Source organism: Pseudomonas sp. KCJK9000, assembly GCF_046230725.1.
Lineage (GTDB): Bacteria > Pseudomonadota > Gammaproteobacteria > Pseudomonadales > Pseudomonadaceae > Aquipseudomonas > Aquipseudomonas promysalinigenes.
This window is the reverse complement of the sequence record NZ_JBJJLN010000073.1, coordinates 1-15,405: the sequence shown is the minus strand read 5'-3', so window position 1 is coordinate 15,405 and position 15,405 is coordinate 1. Positions and strand designations below refer to the sequence as shown.

Sequence of the window (15,405 nt, the reverse complement as noted above, 5' to 3'; positions counted from 1 at the left end):
TGATCCACGTCGGTCATTGCGATCACGTAGTTGCGCCCAAGGCGCTGCATGCGCTCGTTCAACGCGCGGCGCCCAGGTAGCCCGGTCAGTTCGTCACGAAAGGCCATCTGGTAGGCCTCGTGGGATACCGCAGCGGCAATCATCAACATCACCTGGCTGCACATGATGTTCAGGGTGAAGGGCAGGATGAACGTCTTGGGCAGCATCCAGAAGATACCGATCAAGCCGATCAGCTGCGCTGCATGCAACGGCCGCGGCTCGCGCAGGTATTGAACCCCCAGCAGCACCAGTACCAGGAAAAACAGCGGGTAAACCATCTGGATCAGGCTCATCCACTGGCCATGCAACGAGGGCCAGCGTATTTCGGCCAACCAGCCCAGCAGCGCCTCGGGAAAGCTCTGCTCCAAGGCCAGTGCAACGCTGCCGACTGCGAACAGCACTGCAAAACGGGCCAGCAGGTCCTGTGCCAGGTGGGTGCGCTCCTGCCAAAGACCGAACAGGCCATATAAGGCTGGCAGCAACAAGCACACCAGGTGGAAAACCACCGCGGCGTCCTCACGCACGCGGCCGTTGTCGCGGTAGTAGTCGGTCTGCGTGTCGAGTAGGAAGTAGGCGATGTACACCGTGACCATCAGAAACAGCTCACGCTGGCGGCGATAGACAGCGCAATAGGCACCACCGAGCAGCAGTACCAGCGTGGGAAGCACGTTGAACAATGAAGTGAAGAAAACGCTAAGGTCCCTCACATACGCCGCCGCAAGCCCAGCCAGTAATAGAAACAGCGAAGGCAGGAAATGGCTCGCGCGAACAGCATTTAAACGAAACAAGGGCAATCTCCAACCCGGCAGATCAATAATGGCATTGTGCCTTTACTTCATCGGCAGCACACGTGAATAGATGAGTTCCCGGGTGGGTTAACGGCAGCGGCGGCATGCGGCTTGAGCATTTCTTGCCTGAGCGCTTTGGCAAAGCTAAATATCCGGACGAAAAAAACCGCTCACTGGGAGCGGTTTCTTCAAAGCGCAACCTCAAGCAGGCTTAGTAACCCAGCGCGAAGTCCTCTTCTTTCATATCCATCAGGTTGTTTGCGCCAGACAGCATGGAGGCCACATGGGTGCGAGTACGCGGCAGAATGCGCTGGAAGTAGAAGCGTGCGGTCTGCAGCTTGGCGGTGTAGAAGGCCTCTTCGCTAGTGCCGGCAGCCAGCTTTTCGGCGGCCAGGCGGGCGATGTCGGCCCAGAAGTAGGCCAGGCATGCGTAACCGGAATACATCAGGTAGTCCACCGAAGCGGCACCGACTTCTTCACGGTCCTTCATCGCGGCCATCCCCACTTTCATGGTCAGCTCGCCCCACTCCTTGTTCAGCGCAGCCAATGGCTCGACGAACTCTTTGACCGCGTCATTGCCTTCCTGCGACTGGCAGAACTTGTGCACGATCTTGGTGAAGCCCTTGAGTGCTTCGCCCTGGGTCATCAGCACCTTGCGCCCGAGCAGGTCGAGTGCCTGGATGCCGGTGGTGCCTTCGTACAGCATGGAGATGCGGCTATCGCGCACGTTCTGCTCCATGCCCCACTCAGCAATGAAACCGTGGCCACCGTAAATCTGCACACCATGGTTGGCCGCCTCGAAGCCCACCTCGGTCATGAAAGCCTTGGCGATCGGGGTGAGGAACGCCAGCAAGGCGTCGGCCTTCTTGCGCTCTTCTTCGTCCTGGCTGTACTTGACGATGTCGACCTGCTTGGCAGTGAAGTACACCATCGCGCGGTTACCTTCAGCGAACGCCTTCATGGTCAGCAGCATACGGCGCACGTCAGGGTGGACGATGATCGGGTCTGCGGCTTTGTCCGGTGCTTTAGGGCCGGTCAGGGAACGCATCTGCAGGCGCTCACGGGCATACTTCAGGCCACCCTGGAAGGCTACCTCGGCATGGGCCAGGCCTTGCAGCGCGGTACCCAGGCGTGCAGTGTTCATGAAGGTGAACATGCAGTTCAGGCCTTTGTTGGCCGGGCCAATCAGGTAGCCGGTTGCGCCATCGAAGTTCATCACACAGGTAGCATTACCGTGGATGCCCATCTTGTGCTCGATGGAGCCGCAGCTCACACCGTTGCGCTCACCCACCCCGCCCTCTGCGTTAGGCAGGAACTTCGGCACGATGAACAGCGAAATGCCTTTGGTGCCAGCCGGAGCGTCCGGCAGGCGTGCCAGCACGATGTGGACGATGTTGCCGGCCATGTCGTGTTCGCCGGCCGAGATGAAAATCTTGGTGCCGGACACTTTGTAGCTGCCATCGGCCTGAGGCTCGGCCTTGGTCCGCAGCATGCCCAGGTCGGTGCCGCAATGCGGCTCGGTCAGGCACATGGTGCCGGTCCATTCGCCGGACACCAGCTTGGTCAGGTAGGTGTGCTGCTGCTCGGCGGTACCGTGGGCGGAGATGGTGTTCATCGCGCCATGGGACAGGCCTGGGTACATGCCCCACGACCAGTTCGAACCACCGACCATTTCGCTCAGGGCCAGGCCCAACGACTCTGGCAGGCCTTGGCCGCCGTGCTCGACGTCATGGGCCAGGCTTGGCCAGCCACCTTCGACGAATTGCGCGTAGGCTTCCTTAAAGCCGGTCGGTGTCTTCACGCCCGACTCGCTCCAGGTGCAACCTTCCTGATCGCCGACACGGTTCAGCGGCGACAGTACCTGCTCACAGAACTTCGCGCCTTCTTCCAGGATTGCATCGACCATGTCGGGCGTTGCGTCCTGGCAACCCGGCAGGCTCTGATAGTGCGCCTCGTAGCCGAGCAGCTCGTCGCGCACGAAACGAATATCACGCAAGGGGGCTTTGTAATCAGGCATTGCGATGAACCTCTGTGATGAGTTCTGGGGGACCGCTGATACCAACCAGCTCTTGTCGGCTTTCGGTCAAACAGTTGTTTGAAACTTACGTTTAGCACGCCCGGATGTCAAGAAGTGACTATGGTGCCATTTACGCCACGAAAAATGGCTCTTATGCCATACGAGCCAAACCGAGCGTCAATCGGCTGCGCAAGCGGATCGATCCGTGAAGACGCAAAAGGGAAAACGGCGATGAATGGATGTACTAACTGGCAGGCGGGCGATTGTCGAGGTCACCTACAAGCCTGCGGGAGCGGCTTTAGCCGCGTAGCCACCCGCAGACTGACGATGCCCTAGGTACCACGGCATGAAGCCGCGAGAGAAAGGAATCAGGCGTAAGTGTCGATAAATCGACCGAGCATTTCGTCGGAGGCCTTGGCCACTTTCACACCCAGTTCGGTTTCGGTCTTGCCGAGGGCAAGTTGTACGGTGCTAGTGGCCAAGTCCATCTGCTGGCTTCGATCCACCCCACGCAGGCGCTCGGCCTGGAAGTCGCTTGACTGGCTGGTGGCAGCGCGCTCGACCGAACTGCTAGCGATCTGGCCTGCAGCCTGATCGACACGGTTCTGGCCGTTGTAGATGGTATTGAGGCCCGCGTAGTACGCGGTGCTGCCGCTGATTTGCATGGCACGACTCCAATGAAACTGGGTGTAAACATGCTCCATTAAAGCAGCCCGAGGATGAAATGGCTCTTTTAAATAGCTAATGGCCCGGTGCCAGCTCATAGGCCGAGAGTATATGGCCCAGCTTCAATCCAGTAGGTCGAGCTGTAAGTGTTCTGCCACAGCATCGGCGCTAGCCTGCTTGAGTTTCGGCACGCGCCCCAGGCACGGCGCCGGCAAGCGCTCCGCCAGACTGGCCAGGTTTTCCTCCAGGCGCGCGGTCTTTGGCTCGATCACATTGGCTACCCAACCCGCCAGTTGCAGCCCGTCGCGGGCGATCGCCTCGGCACTGAGCAGCGCGTGGTTGATACAACCCAACCGCACGCCCACCACCAGAATCACCGGCAGCTTCAGGGCAATAGCCAGGTCGGACAGATTGGCCTGGTCGGACAACGGCACACGCCAACCGCCTGCACCCTCAACCAGAGTGAAGTCAGCTCCCTGGTCCAGCACATGCCGCATGGCCCTGGCCAAAGCAGCCACCTCCAGCGCAACACCGGCCTCACGGGCAGCCACATGGGGGGCGATGGCCGGCTCGAAGGCAAACGGGTTGACCTGCTGGTAGTCGAGCTTGATCGAGCTCTCATCGATCAGCGCCTGAGCGTCGCTGTTGCGCAAGCCCTTGGCAGTCATTGTGCAACCCGAAGCCACTGGCTTGGCGCCCAGGGTACTCAGCCCTTGCAAGCGCGCCGCATGCAAAAGCCCCGCAGCAATGGTGGTCTTGCCGACATCGGTGTCGGTGCCGGCGATGAAATAGGCCTGGCTCATCTCGGTCCTCTTATGCCTGTGGCTTGCGCATGACACCATAGACCACCTGATAGGTGGCGGGCAGCCCCTGGGGCTGGCGAAATGCTTCATAGGCCTGCATCAGGCCTTGCACACGGGCACGGCCGGTCAGGCCAGAGGGCCGCCCGGGGTTGAGGTTGTGGGCGCCGAGTGCCTTGAGTTCATGGGTCAGGCTACGCACATCCGGGTAGTGCAGCACATGGGCCTGGCGTTGCAGGCTGAGCGGTTCCAGGCCGCTGGCTGCACACAGGTTCTGGTAGTCCTGCAAGCGCCGAAAGCGGTTCACATGCACCATGCCGTCCACCGCCTGCCAGCTGGCACGCAACTCCTCGAGCGTACCGACGCACAGGCTGCTGAAGGCCAGCACACCGCCTGGGCGAAGTACCCGGCGCGCTTCTTCCAGCACCATGGCGAACTGGCTGCACCACTGCACCGCCAGGCTGCTGAACACCAGGTCGACGCAGGCATCCCCCAGTGGCAGGCGCTCGGCGTCACCCGCAATCAGGTACTGCGCTCCACCCCGCTCGCCCCGAGCATGGCGCAACATACCTTCAGCGATATCCACCGCCACACCGGTTGCCCGCGCGAAGCGCTCGCCCAGCACTCGGCTGAAATAGCCAGTGCCACTGCCTAGGTCCAGCCAGCGCGACGGCGCCAGGTCTTCAGGCAACTGCGCCAGCAAGCTCACCCCGACAGCCCGCTGCAGGGCCGCGACGCTGTCGTAGCTGGCCGCTGCTCGGGAGAACGAAGCCGCCACCTGGCGCTTGTCAGGCAAGGTACCGGGCAGGGTTGGATGGGAAAGGTCAGTCATCGCCACTCTCATGCAGGAAACTCTTGATGCCCGCCGCCAGTTCCTGGGGATATTCCAGCAAAAAGGCGTGGGAACTCTCTTCGACCAGGCCGACTTCAACGTCCGGCAGCAATTCGCTCAGCGCCTTGGCCGCCTCGGCCGGTACCAGTGCATCGCTGCCAGCGAACAGGTGCAGCTGCGGGCCGTCATAGGCCTGCAAGGCTGCACGGGTATCGAGCTTGGCCAGTACTTCAAGGCCATTGGCAAGGTACAGAGGGTCGGTGTCCGGTATACCCACGCCCAATTGCCGCAACAGCGTGCGTGGCTGCAGGGCGCCGTCGCTGCACAGCGTACGGAAACGCTTGAGGGTTACCGAGGTGTGGCTGCGACATCCATCGAGGAAGGTGCCGAAGGTGTCCACGGCCATGCCATGGGGCCAATCGGCACGGGCCACGAAACTGGGGTTACTGCCCAAGGTCAGCAAGCCGCAGCAATGGTCGCCGCGCTTGCGCGCCAGCTCGCTGGCGAGCATCCCGCCCAGCGACCAGCCACCCAGCCAGGTATCGTTGGGCAGCTTGCGGTCAAGGTAGTCGACCCAGGCCTGCACATCGGCATCTGCCAATTCCGGCAGTGGCATAAGCTCGACTTGCAGGCGCGTGTCCTGTGCCCGCAGGCTGGCGGCGAGGGGTTCTAGGGCGGCGGGGCCCAACCCCCAACCTGGAAGAAGGATCAGACGGTTACGCATCGGCGGCCTCCAGCTGTGGATAACACTCGGCCAATGCATTCAACAATAGCTGCACTTGCGCCTCACTGTGCGCCGCGCTCAAGGTTACCCGCAGCCGAGCGCTGCCGGCCGGCACCGTCGGCGGGCGGATGGCGGTCACCAGCAAACCGCGTTCGCGCAACATGCGTGACAGTTCAACAGCCTTGGCACTGTCACCCACCATGATTGGCTGGATCGGTGTCGGGCTGTCCATCAGTCGCAGGCCAATCTGCTCGGCGCCCAGGCGAAACTTGCGGATCAATGCCGCCAGATGCTCGCGGCGCCAGGTATCACGGCGCAGCAACTGCAGGCTCTTGAGTGTGGCGCAAGCCAGCGCCGGGGGCTGGCTGGTGGTGTAGATGTAAGGCCGGGCGAACTGAACCAGTGTCTCGATCAATTCGTCGCTGCCGGCGACGAAGGCACCGGCGGTGCCGCAGCCCTTGCCGAGGGTACCAATCAACACTGGCACATCGTCGATACCCAGGCCGAAGTGCTCGACGATGCCGCCACCTTGAGCCCCCAGAGTACCCAACCCATGGGCGTCATCGACCATCAGCCAAGCACCGGCGGCGCGAGTCACGCCAGCCAGTGCCGGCAAGTCGGCAAGGTCACCGTCCATGCTGAATACACCGTCGGTGACTACAAGCGTGTTGCCGGCAGCCTTGCTCAGCCGGCTGGCCAGGCTGGTTGGGTCGTTGTGCAGGTAACGGCTGAAGCGGGCACCACTGAGCAAGCCGCCGTCCAACAGCGAGGCATGGTTCAGGCGGTCCTGCAGCACGGTGTCGCCCTGCCCCACCAGCGCGGTGATGGCGCCGAGGTTGGCCATGTAGCCTGTGGAAAACAGCAGCGCGCGCGGGCGGCCAGTGAGTTCGGCCAACGCCTCTTCGACGGCATGATGCGGCGTGCTGTGGCCGACCACCAGATGCGAAGCACCGCCACCGACACCCCACTGTTGGGCGCCAGCCTGCCAAGCGGCGATCACCTCAGGGTGGTTGGCCAGCCCCAGATAGTCATTGCTGCAGAAGGCCAGCAAGCGTTGCCCATCGACCACCACTTCCGGCCCCTGTGGGCTCTGCAACAAGGGCCGCTGCCGATACAGGTCTGCGGCGCGCCGTTCGGCCAGGCGCGCCGCCAGATCGAAGGCCATTTCAGGCTGACGCGGCGTCGTAGAACAGATCGCTGCTGCGTTGCTCGACCAGCGCCTGCTCGATGGCGGCCTGGTGCACTTCGTCGGCATGCTCTTCGCGCGCCTCGGGCTCGATGCCCAGGCGAGCGAACAGCTGCATGTCCTTGTCAGCCTGCGGGTTGGCGGTAGTCAGCAGCTTCTCGCCGTAGAAAATCGAGTTGGCGCCAGCCATGAACGCCAGTGCCTGCATTTGCTCGTTCATCTGCTCGCGGCCAGCGGACAGGCGCACGTGCGACTTGGGCATGAGGATACGCGCCACTGCGAGCATGCGAATGAAGTCGAACGGATCGACGTCTTGTTCTTCGGCCAGCGGCGTGCCAGCGACCTTCACCAGCATGTTGATCGGCACCGATTCAGGGTGCTCGGGCAGGTTGGCCAGCTGAATCAGCAAGCCTGCGCGGTCGTCCAGCGACTCACCCATGCCCAGGATGCCGCCCGAACAGATCTTCATCCCAGCCTCACGCACGTAAGCCAAGGTCCGCAGGCGTTCGCTGTAAGTACGGGTAGTAATGATGCTGCCGTAGAACTCCGGCGAGGTATCGAGGTTGTGGTTGTAATAGTCCAACCCAGCCTGGGCCAGGGCGGCGGTCTGCTCTTGGTCGAGCTTGCCGAGGGTCATGCAGGTTTCCAGACCCATGGCTTTCACGCCCTTGACCATTTCCAACACGTAGGGCATGTCCTTGGCCGACGGATGCTTCCACGCCGCGCCCATGCAAAACCGGGTGGAGCCGATGGCTTTGGCGCGAGCGGCCTCTTCCAGCACCTTCTGCACTTCCATCAGCTTCTGTTTTTCCAGCCCCGTGTTGTAGTGGCCGGACTGCGGACAATATTTGCAATCCTCCGGGCAGGCGCCGGTTTTGATCGACAACAAGGTCGACACCTGCACACGGTTGGGGTCGAAATGCGCGCGGTGCACGGTTTGCGCCTGGAACAGCAGGTCATTGAACGGCTGCTGGAACAACGCCTTGACCTCAGGCAGTGACCAGTCGTGACGTGTTGTTGCAGTTGTGCTGGCGCTCATCGGCGTTTCCTTGTTTAGGCTGTAGCTGGCGCCGAGGCACAAGTGCCTGCCAGCGCATCACGGATAGCTCGCATACTCATGGAAGCCCTATGAACTGTCAACCTTGGCTAAAGTTGCTGGTCAACAAGTGTATAAATATTAACCACCTTTGTTTACTGTGCAGCGAGCCTGCGCAACAGCGCTACCCGCTGTGCGTGCCTTGCGAACAGGAGCTTCCCTGGCTGGAGGAGTACTGCCTGCGCTGCGCGCTGCCCTTGCCGATGGCCAACCTGACCTGCGCTCAGTGCAGCCGCAGGCCACCGCCTTTCGATCAGGTGGTGGCCCCCTGGCATTACGGGTTCCCGCTGGACACGCTGATCAGCCGTTTCAAACACAACAGCCAATGGCCACTTGGCCGGTTGATGGCCGAGTTGCTGGCCATGAACCTGCGCTACCGCTTCGATGAGGGGCTACGCAAACCAAGCCTGCTGTTGCCAGTACCCTTGGCTCGGCGCCGGCTGCGCGAACGCGGCTTCAACCAGGCGGGCATGCTGGGGCGCTGGCTGGCCAAGGCACTGGCTATCGAGTGCGATGAGCGGTTGCTGCTGCGCACGCGGGAAACCCCGGCACAACAGCACCTCGATGCCAAGGCCCGGCGTGGCAACCTGCGCCAGGCTTTCGCCCTGGCCAACGGTACGTCGCTTGAAGGTCAGCACGTCGCAGTGGTCGATGACGTACTGACCACCGGGGCCACGGCCCAGGCCATCGCACAGGTGCTGCGCCAGGCCGGTGCGCGCAGGATCGACGTGTATTGCCTGGCACGCACGGCGAAACCGGGGCAAGCTTGAAGACTAAGTTCATGATAGGCGCCCATATGTCCCTGCCCGCACTCCTCACTCAGCACATCGCCCGTCGCCCACAGCGCATTGCACTGCTTCAGCACATTGCTGAACAAGGCTCGATCACCCGTGCGGCGAAAGCGGCCGGTATCAGCTACAAAGCTGCCTGGGATGCGATCGATGAACTCAACAATCTGGCCAGCCTGCCGCTGGTCGAGCGCAGCACGGGCGGGCGTGGCGGTGGCGGCGCGCGGCTGTCGAGCGAGGGCGAACGGGTGCTGCGCCTCTACCAACGTTTGCAAAGCCTGCAAGCCCAGCTGCTCGAAGCCGCCGAGCAGTCTTCGGACCTCGAGCTGCTCGGGCGCCTGATGTTGCGTACCAGTGCGCGCAACCAGTTGCAGGGGCAGGTCAGCGGCCTGCGCCGTGAAGGGCGACATGACCGAGTCACCCTGGCACTGGGCGGTGCCGTACAAATCGATGCATTGATCACGCAAGACAGCACTGCACGCCTGGACCTGACCCTTGGTTGCGCCGTGGTGGCATTGCTCAAGGCTGGCTGGGTAACGCTGCTGGACGACAACGACGAGCCTGAAGCTGGCAGCAACTGCCTGTCAGCCACTATCGAACAAGTGCTGGCCGACCCTGAAGGCCCCAGCGAAGTGCGCTTGACCCTGGGCAACGGCCAGACCCTATGTGCCTTCGCCGAGGCCGATTGGCTGGCGCAACGACACTTGCTGGCTGGCCAACCGATACGCGTCCAGTTTCATCCCTCCAGTGTGCTGTTGGGCGTGCCGGCCTGAGTTGGGCGAACTGCCGCCCGCCGGTCTGCGATTTTGCAGTAGCTGTGAATGAACGGGGCCTTGACCGTGGCGACGCAACTGCCGAATGCCAGAGCGATTGATCGGCAAGGTAAAACAACCCCAAGCAGGGCAAAAATGTCAGGCCCCCGCGCATTCATTACACTGTAGCTTCACTGCACCTCGCGTAGCTCCGGAGCTTTCATGTCGCACCCGTTCGATACCCTCACGCCAGACCTGGTCCTTGATGCCGTGGAAAGCCTTGGCTTTCTCAGCGATGCTCGGGTGCTGGCGCTGAACAGCTACGAAAACCGCGTCTATCAAATAGGCATCGAGGATGCGCAACCGCTGATCGCCAAGTTCTACCGCCCAGGCCGCTGGAGCGATGCAGCGATTCTGGAAGAGCACCAGTTCACTGCCGAGCTGGCAGACTGCGAGGTACCGGTAGTCGCGCCGTTGCAACACGGCGGGCAGACCCTGTTCGAGCACAACGGCTTTCGCTTTACCCTGTTCCCGCGCCGGGGTGGCCACGCACCCGAGCCCGGCAACCTTGACCAGCTATATCGCCTCGGACAGTTGCTTGGCCGCCTGCATGCGGTGGGCGCTGCACGGCCGTTCGAACACCGCGAGGCTTTGGCTGTGGACAACTTCGGCCATGCCTCGCTGAACACCCTGCTCGACGGCGGTTTCGTTCCAAAGGACCTGTTGCCCGCCTTCGAGTCCGTGGCCCGCGACCTGCTCAAACAGGTCGAAGACATCTATGCGCGCACGCCCCATCAGGTCATTCGACTGCACGGTGACCTGCACCCAGGCAACCTGATGCACCGCGACGAGGTGTACCACGTGGTCGACCTTGATGATTGCCGCATGGGCCCGGCCGTGCAGGACCTATGGATGATGCTCGCCGGTAGCCGCGAGGAACGGCTTGGGCAGTTGGCCGAGCTGATCGATGGCTACAACGAGTTCCACGACTTCGACCCCCGTGAGCTGGCCCTGATCGAACCGTTACGCGCCCTGCGCCAGCTGCACTACAGCGCCTGGCTGGCCAGGCGCTGGGACGACCCCGCATTCCCGCCTAGCTTCCCGTGGTTCGGCCAGCCGCGATACTGGGGCGACCAGATACTCGCGCTGCGCGAGCAACGGGCAGCACTGGATGAATTACCCCTGAAATTGTTCTAGAAAGGCGCCTGCCTCTGTCTACAATAGCCATCGCTTCATTCAGCAAGGATTTGAAATGCACGCTGCAAACCCGCGTCGCGGGTACCTTCTGGGCCTGAGTGCCTACATCATCTGGGGCCTGTTCCCCATCTACTTCAAGGCCATTCAAAGCGTCCCAGCAGTCGAGATCATCGTTCACCGGGTGCTCTGGTCGGCCCTATTCGGTTCACTGTTGCTACTGGCGTGGAAACACCCCGGCTGGTGGCGCGAGCTGCGTGAAAACCCCCGCCGGCTGGCGATTCTGGCCCTGAGCGGTACCTTGATCGCCGCCAACTGGCTGACCTACGTGTGGGCAGTGAACAATGGCCGCATGCTTGAAGCCAGCCTTGGCTACTACATCAACCCTTTGATCAATGTGCTGCTGGGCATGCTGCTGCTCGGCGAGCGCCTGCGCCGCCTGCAATGGCTGGCGGTGATGATGGCGGCAGTGGGCGTCGCACAGCAGGTTTGGCAAGTCGGGAGCCTGCCGTGGGTATCGCTGGCATTGGCACTGACCTTTGGCTTTTACGGCCTGATTCGCAAGCAGGCACCGGTAGCAGCGCTGCCTGGCCTGGTGGTAGAAACCTGGATGCTGGTGCCGTTGGCGCTGGGCTGGTTGCTGTTGCACCCCACGGCGATGAGCGCGCAGGCCACCTTCTACAGCAGTAGCGAGGCCTTATGGCTGATGGCAGCAGGGCCGGTGACCCTGGTGCCGCTGGTCTGCTTCAACGCCGCTGCTCGCCACCTACCCTACACCACGCTTGGCTTTTTGCAGTACCTGGCGCCAACCTTGGTACTGCTGCAGGCCGTGCTGCTGTTCGATGAACATTTGTCGCCTAGCACCCTGGTGGCGTTCATCTTCATTTGGGCGGGCTTGGTGATCTACAGCGTCGACGCTTGGATAAATCTACGCAAACGCGCCTGATCAAAAAACGATCTAATCGTTGCAGGCCCCGTAATGCCTGGCCTGCAACGATATCTCCAGAGGTTATCCACACCCTCGTCCCCGCGCTTTGTGCACAACCGCCTGATGCTTGTACGTTTTTTGTTCAAACCTCTAGAGCCTGCGGGACACCTGGGCTCGCGGGCTGAGCCCCCAGGTTATCCACAGGGCCTTCCCCGTGAAACCGGGATAACTCCACCCCTGGGCTTGTGCATATCCGTTCAGTCCTGCGGCCGTAGGGTCAACTCCACCATCAGGTCGTCCGCCAGGCTTTCCAGCTTCTGCTGCAGATCATCCAGCGACAGCGCCAAAGGCAGTGCCAACAGCGCATCGGCATGGAACAGCGGCTCGCTGCTCATCGGTGCCGGGCGCACCTCGGTGGTGAATCGCTCAAGGTTCACCCCCTGCTCGGCCAGCAACCGGGTGATATCGCGCACGATGCCGGGGCGGTCATTACCTACCAGCTCCATGGCGATTGGCTTCCAGGTGCATGAAGGCTCCACGCCGCTTTCAGCGATCAGCACACGAATTTCGTACTGCCCCAGGGCCTGCAGCGCCGCCACCAGCTCATCGTAGTTTTCCGCCGGCACCGCCACCCGCAAAATCCCGGCGAACTGGCCGGCCATCCGCAACATACGGCTTTCGAGCCAGTTGCCGTTATGCTCGGCGATGCATTGGGCAACGCGCTCCACCTGCCCGGCCTTGTCCGGGGCGATTACGGTCAACACAAGATGATCCACAAGCCCTACCTCAGCGTCGGGCCGCGCAAGGCGGCGAATATGGGGATCGGTTGAGTATAGGCAAGGCGCGGCAACCTGCCGCAGGGCGTTCAACACAAGCAATCGTGTACTGTTTCAAGATTTATCTGGAACAATCTACCTGTTTTTTGCGAACATACGCTCTCCCAGCGTGACCCTACGCGACCACCTGGTCGCAGAACGGCGCTTTTAGTCTGATTTTGCCTCGCCTACTGCTTCATGTAGTATCCCGTGGCGCGGACTACAAAACGTCGTTTGGATGTCTGCCAAGGCGCCTGTGAAAATACGCACACTGTCTGCCAGCCCGTCTGGCAGGCCGCACCCAGCCGCTCTCGCCACTGGATGAGGGCATGCACTGGTACGTGTTTAGAGAAGCGCTACAGGCTTAATACAGAAGAGCGAAATAGCTGAGCAGAGTGAGGCAAGCAATGACTGGATACGTTCAAGTCGGTGGCCTTCAGGTCGCCAAGGTCCTGTATGACTTCGTCAACAACGAAGCCATCCCAGGGACCGGCATCGTCGCCGAGCAGTTCTGGGCCGGTGCTGAGAAGATCATCAATGACCTCGCTCCAAAGAACAAAGCCCTGCTCGCCAAGCGCGACGAGCTGCAAGCCAAGATCGACGCCTGGCACCAGGCACGCAAAGGCCAGGCACACGACGCCGTAGCCTACAAAGCATTCCTCCAGGAAATCGGCTACCTACTGCCACAAGCCGACGATTTCCAGGCCACCACCCAGAATGTGGACGAAGAAATCGCCCACATGGCCGGCCCACAGCTGGTCGTGCCGGTGATGAACGCCCGCTTCGCATTGAACGCCGCCAACGCCCGTTGGGGGTCGCTGTATGACGCGCTGTACGGCACCGATGCCATCAGCGATGAAGGCGGCGCCGAAAAAGGCCAGGGCTACAACAAGCTGCGTGGCGATAAAGTCATCGCCTTCGCCCGCGCCTTCCTCGACGAAGCCGCACCCCTCGCTGCAGGCTCCCATGTCGACTCCACCGGCTACCGCATCGAAGACGGCAAGCTTGTGGTCACCCTCAAGGGTGGCAGCAACAGTGGCTTGCGCGATGATGCGCAACTGATCGGTTTCCATGGCGACGCCAAGGCGCCTACTGCCGTGCTGCTCAAGCACAACGGCCTGCACTTCGAAATCCAGGTCGATGCCAACACCCCAGTCGGCAGTACCGATGCCGCCGGCGTCAAAGACATCCTGATGGAGTCGGCGCTGACCACCATCATGGACTGCGAAGACTCCGTCGCTGCCGTCGATGCCGATGACAAGGTCATCGTCTACCGCAACTGGCTGGGCCTGATGAAAGGCGACCTGGCCGAAAGCGTGAGCAAAGGTGGCAAGACCTTCACCCGCACCATGAACCCGGATCGCGAATACGCCGCCCCCAATGGCGGCAGCGTTACCCTGCACGGCCGTTCACTGCTGTTTGTGCGCAACGTCGGCCACCTGATGACCAACCCGGCGATTCTCGACGGCCAGGGCAACGAAATCCCCGAGGGTATCCAGGACGGCCTGTTCACCAACCTGATCGCCCTGCACAACCTCAACGGCAACACCAGCCGCAAGAACACCCGCACTGGCAGCGTCTACATCGTCAAACCGAAAATGCACGGCCCTGAAGAAGTCGCCTTCGCCGCAGAAATCTTCAGCCGTGTCGAAGACTTGCTGGGCATGCCGCGCAACACCGTCAAAGTCGGCATCATGGACGAGGAGCGCCGTACCACGGTCAACCTCAAATCCTGCATCAAGGCAGCCGCCGAGCGTGTGGTGTTCATCAACACCGGCTTCCTCGACCGCACCGGCGACGAAATCCACACCTCGATGGAAGCCGGCGCCGTGGTACGCAAAGGCGCCATGAAGAACGAGAAGTGGATTGGCGCCTACGAGAACAACAACGTCGACGTTGGCCTGGCCACTGGGTTACAAGGCCGTGCGCAAATCGGCAAAGGCATGTGGGCCATGCCCGACCTGATGGCCGCCATGCTCGAGCAGAAGATCGCTCACCCGCTCGCTGGGGCCAATACCGCCTGGGTACCTTCGCCAACCGCAGCCACCCTGCACGCCTTGCACTACCACAAGGTCGATGTGCAGGCGCGTCAACGGGAGCTGGCTTCGCGCAGCCCGGCGTCGGTCGATGACATCCTGACCATCCCGCTGGCAGCCGATACCAATTGGTCGGCCGAAGAAATCCGCAACGAGCTGGACAACAACGCCCAGGGCATCCTTGGCTATGTCGTGCGCTGGATCGATCAGGGCGTGGGTTGCTCGAAGGTGCCGGACATCAACGATGTCGGCCTGATGGAAGACCGCGCCACGCTGCGCATTTCGGCCCAGTTGCTGGCCAACTGGCTGCGCCATGGCGTGGTAACCCAGGAGCAAGTGCTGGAAAGCCTCAAGCGCATGGCTGCGGTGGTCGACAAGCAGAACGCCGGCGACGCCCTGTACCGTCCGATGGCGCCGAACTTCGACGACAACATCGCGTTCCAGGCCGCTGTCGAGCTGGTAATCGAGGGTGCCAAGCAGCCTAACGGCTACACCGAGCCGGTGCTGCACCGTCGTCGCCGCGAGTTCAAAGCACGTAACGGGCTGTAAGCGGCTTGGTTAAAAGGGCTGCAATGCGGCTAATGCTGGTCACTTAAGCATTTGAGTCCAGGCTTGTGGTCGAAAAATCCGATACCAGTGTTCTGGTGTCGGATTTTTTTTGGGTTCGATTTGAGCCTTTTGGCGGCTGTGAGATCGAGCGCCGCCCGCGCGGCGCATCGCGAGCTGCGCTCGCTCCTACGTTTG

Annotated in this window: 13 protein-coding genes and 1 pseudogene; 5 read left to right on the top strand and 9 right to left on the bottom strand. The window is 61.7% G+C overall.

The genetic code is table 11. From position 1 onward, the window contains the following. From ACK59H_RS21135 to bioB, 8 genes and pseudogenes are all read right to left on the bottom strand, one after another. Positions 1-827: pseudogene (locus ACK59H_RS21135) on the bottom strand (GGDEF domain-containing protein); the annotation flags it as partial. 211 nt (positions 828-1,038) lie between these two features. Beyond that, the gene (locus tag ACK59H_RS21130; protein ID WP_060477440.1) at positions 1,039-2,844 is read right to left on the bottom strand and encodes a phenylacyl-CoA dehydrogenase; all 1,806 of its coding nucleotides are present in this window, start codon (positions 2,842-2,844) and stop codon (positions 1,039-1,041) included. Between the two features lie 368 nt (positions 2,845-3,212). After that, positions 3,213-3,509 (bottom strand): hypothetical protein, encoded by a 297-nt coding sequence (locus tag ACK59H_RS21125; protein ID WP_060477439.1) that lies wholly within the window; start codon positions 3,507-3,509, stop codon positions 3,213-3,215. A 123-nt stretch (positions 3,510-3,632) separates the two neighbouring features. Further along, positions 3,633-4,313, bottom strand: coding sequence for a dethiobiotin synthase (gene bioD, locus ACK59H_RS21120; RefSeq protein ID WP_060477438.1), 681 nt, complete (start codon positions 4,311-4,313; stop codon positions 3,633-3,635). 10 nt (positions 4,314-4,323) lie between these two features. After that, positions 4,324-5,142 carry a malonyl-ACP O-methyltransferase BioC gene (gene bioC, locus ACK59H_RS21115; protein WP_060477437.1) on the bottom strand — a complete coding sequence of 273 codons (819 nt, stop codon included), beginning with the start codon at positions 5,140-5,142 and terminating at the stop codon, positions 4,324-4,326. Next, positions 5,135-5,866, bottom strand: coding sequence for an alpha/beta fold hydrolase (locus ACK59H_RS21110; RefSeq protein ID WP_060477436.1), 732 nt, complete (start codon positions 5,864-5,866; stop codon positions 5,135-5,137). Before ACK59H_RS21110 ends, bioC begins: the two co-directional genes overlap by 8 nt. Further along, a complete protein-coding gene (gene bioF, locus ACK59H_RS21105) occupies positions 5,859-7,031 on the bottom strand; it encodes an 8-amino-7-oxononanoate synthase (RefSeq protein WP_060477435.1) in 1,173 nt (390 codons plus the stop codon). The genes ACK59H_RS21110 and bioF overlap by 8 nt, the downstream gene beginning before the upstream one ends. 1 nt (position 7,032) lies before the next feature. Then, on the bottom strand, positions 7,033-8,091 hold the full coding sequence (gene bioB / locus ACK59H_RS21100) for a biotin synthase BioB (RefSeq protein WP_409264876.1): 1,059 nt from the start codon (positions 8,089-8,091) through the stop codon (positions 7,033-7,035). An 89-nt stretch (positions 8,092-8,180) separates the two neighbouring features. On the opposite strand from bioB, the gene ACK59H_RS21095 reads away from it, so the two are divergent. The 4 genes from ACK59H_RS21095 to rarD all read left to right on the top strand — a co-directional run bounded on the left by ACK59H_RS21095 (position 8,181) and on the right by rarD (position 11,828). Further along, on the top strand, positions 8,181-8,918 hold the full coding sequence (locus tag ACK59H_RS21095; protein WP_060477433.1) for a ComF family protein: 738 nt from the start codon (positions 8,181-8,183) through the stop codon (positions 8,916-8,918). A 26-nt stretch (positions 8,919-8,944) separates the two neighbouring features. After that, positions 8,945-9,709: a TOBE domain-containing protein gene (locus tag ACK59H_RS21090; RefSeq protein ID WP_186478613.1), complete on the top strand. Its 765-nt coding sequence runs from the start codon at positions 8,945-8,947 to the stop codon at positions 9,707-9,709. A gap of 201 nt (positions 9,710-9,910) precedes the next feature. Beyond that, positions 9,911-10,885 (top strand): serine/threonine protein kinase, encoded by a 975-nt coding sequence (locus tag ACK59H_RS21085; protein ID WP_060477431.1) that lies wholly within the window; start codon positions 9,911-9,913, stop codon positions 10,883-10,885. A gap of 55 nt (positions 10,886-10,940) precedes the next feature. Further along, positions 10,941-11,828: an EamA family transporter RarD gene (rarD, locus tag ACK59H_RS21080; protein WP_207937679.1), complete on the top strand. Its 888-nt coding sequence runs from the start codon at positions 10,941-10,943 to the stop codon at positions 11,826-11,828. Between the two features lie 239 nt (positions 11,829-12,067). Here rarD and ACK59H_RS21075 read toward each other — a convergent pair whose 3' ends face one another. After that, a complete protein-coding gene (locus tag ACK59H_RS21075) occupies positions 12,068-12,586 on the bottom strand; it encodes a glycine cleavage system protein R (protein ID WP_186478610.1) in 519 nt (172 codons plus the stop codon). 446 nt (positions 12,587-13,032) lie between these two features. On the opposite strand from ACK59H_RS21075, the gene ACK59H_RS21070 reads away from it, so the two are divergent. After that, the gene (locus tag ACK59H_RS21070) at positions 13,033-15,210 is read left to right on the top strand and encodes a malate synthase G (RefSeq protein ID WP_261744601.1); all 2,178 of its coding nucleotides are present in this window, start codon (positions 13,033-13,035) and stop codon (positions 15,208-15,210) included. The last annotated feature ends 195 nt before the right edge of the window (positions 15,211-15,405 follow it).

Bases quoted from the DNA above. Each gene is read 5' to 3' on its own strand.
- ACK59H_RS21130 (WP_060477440.1), bottom strand. From the start codon at position 2,844: ATGCCTGATTACAAAGCCCCCTTGCGTGATATTCGTTTCGTGCGCGAC.
- ACK59H_RS21125 (WP_060477439.1), bottom strand. From the start codon at position 3,509: ATGCAAATCAGCGGCAGCACCGCGTACTACGCGGGCCTCAATACCATC.
- bioD (WP_060477438.1), bottom strand. From the start codon at position 4,313: ATGAGCCAGGCCTATTTCATCGCCGGCACCGACACCGATGTCGGCAAG.
- bioC (WP_060477437.1), bottom strand. From the start codon at position 5,142: ATGACTGACCTTTCCCATCCAACCCTGCCCGGTACCTTGCCTGACAAG.
- ACK59H_RS21110 (WP_060477436.1), bottom strand. From the start codon at position 5,866: ATGCGTAACCGTCTGATCCTTCTTCCAGGTTGGGGGTTGGGCCCCGCC.
- bioF (WP_060477435.1), bottom strand. From the start codon at position 7,031: ATGGCCTTCGATCTGGCGGCGCGCCTGGCCGAACGGCGCGCCGCAGAC.
- bioB (WP_409264876.1), bottom strand. From the start codon at position 8,091: ATGAGCGCCAGCACAACTGCAACAACACGTCACGACTGGTCACTGCCT.
- ACK59H_RS21095 (WP_060477433.1), top strand. From the start codon at position 8,181: ATGAACTGTCAACCTTGGCTAAAGTTGCTGGTCAACAAGTGTATAAAT.
- ACK59H_RS21090 (WP_186478613.1), top strand. From the start codon at position 8,945: ATGTCCCTGCCCGCACTCCTCACTCAGCACATCGCCCGTCGCCCACAG.
- ACK59H_RS21085 (WP_060477431.1), top strand. From the start codon at position 9,911: ATGTCGCACCCGTTCGATACCCTCACGCCAGACCTGGTCCTTGATGCC.
- rarD (WP_207937679.1), top strand. From the start codon at position 10,941: ATGCACGCTGCAAACCCGCGTCGCGGGTACCTTCTGGGCCTGAGTGCC.
- ACK59H_RS21070 (WP_261744601.1), top strand. From the start codon at position 13,033: ATGACTGGATACGTTCAAGTCGGTGGCCTTCAGGTCGCCAAGGTCCTG.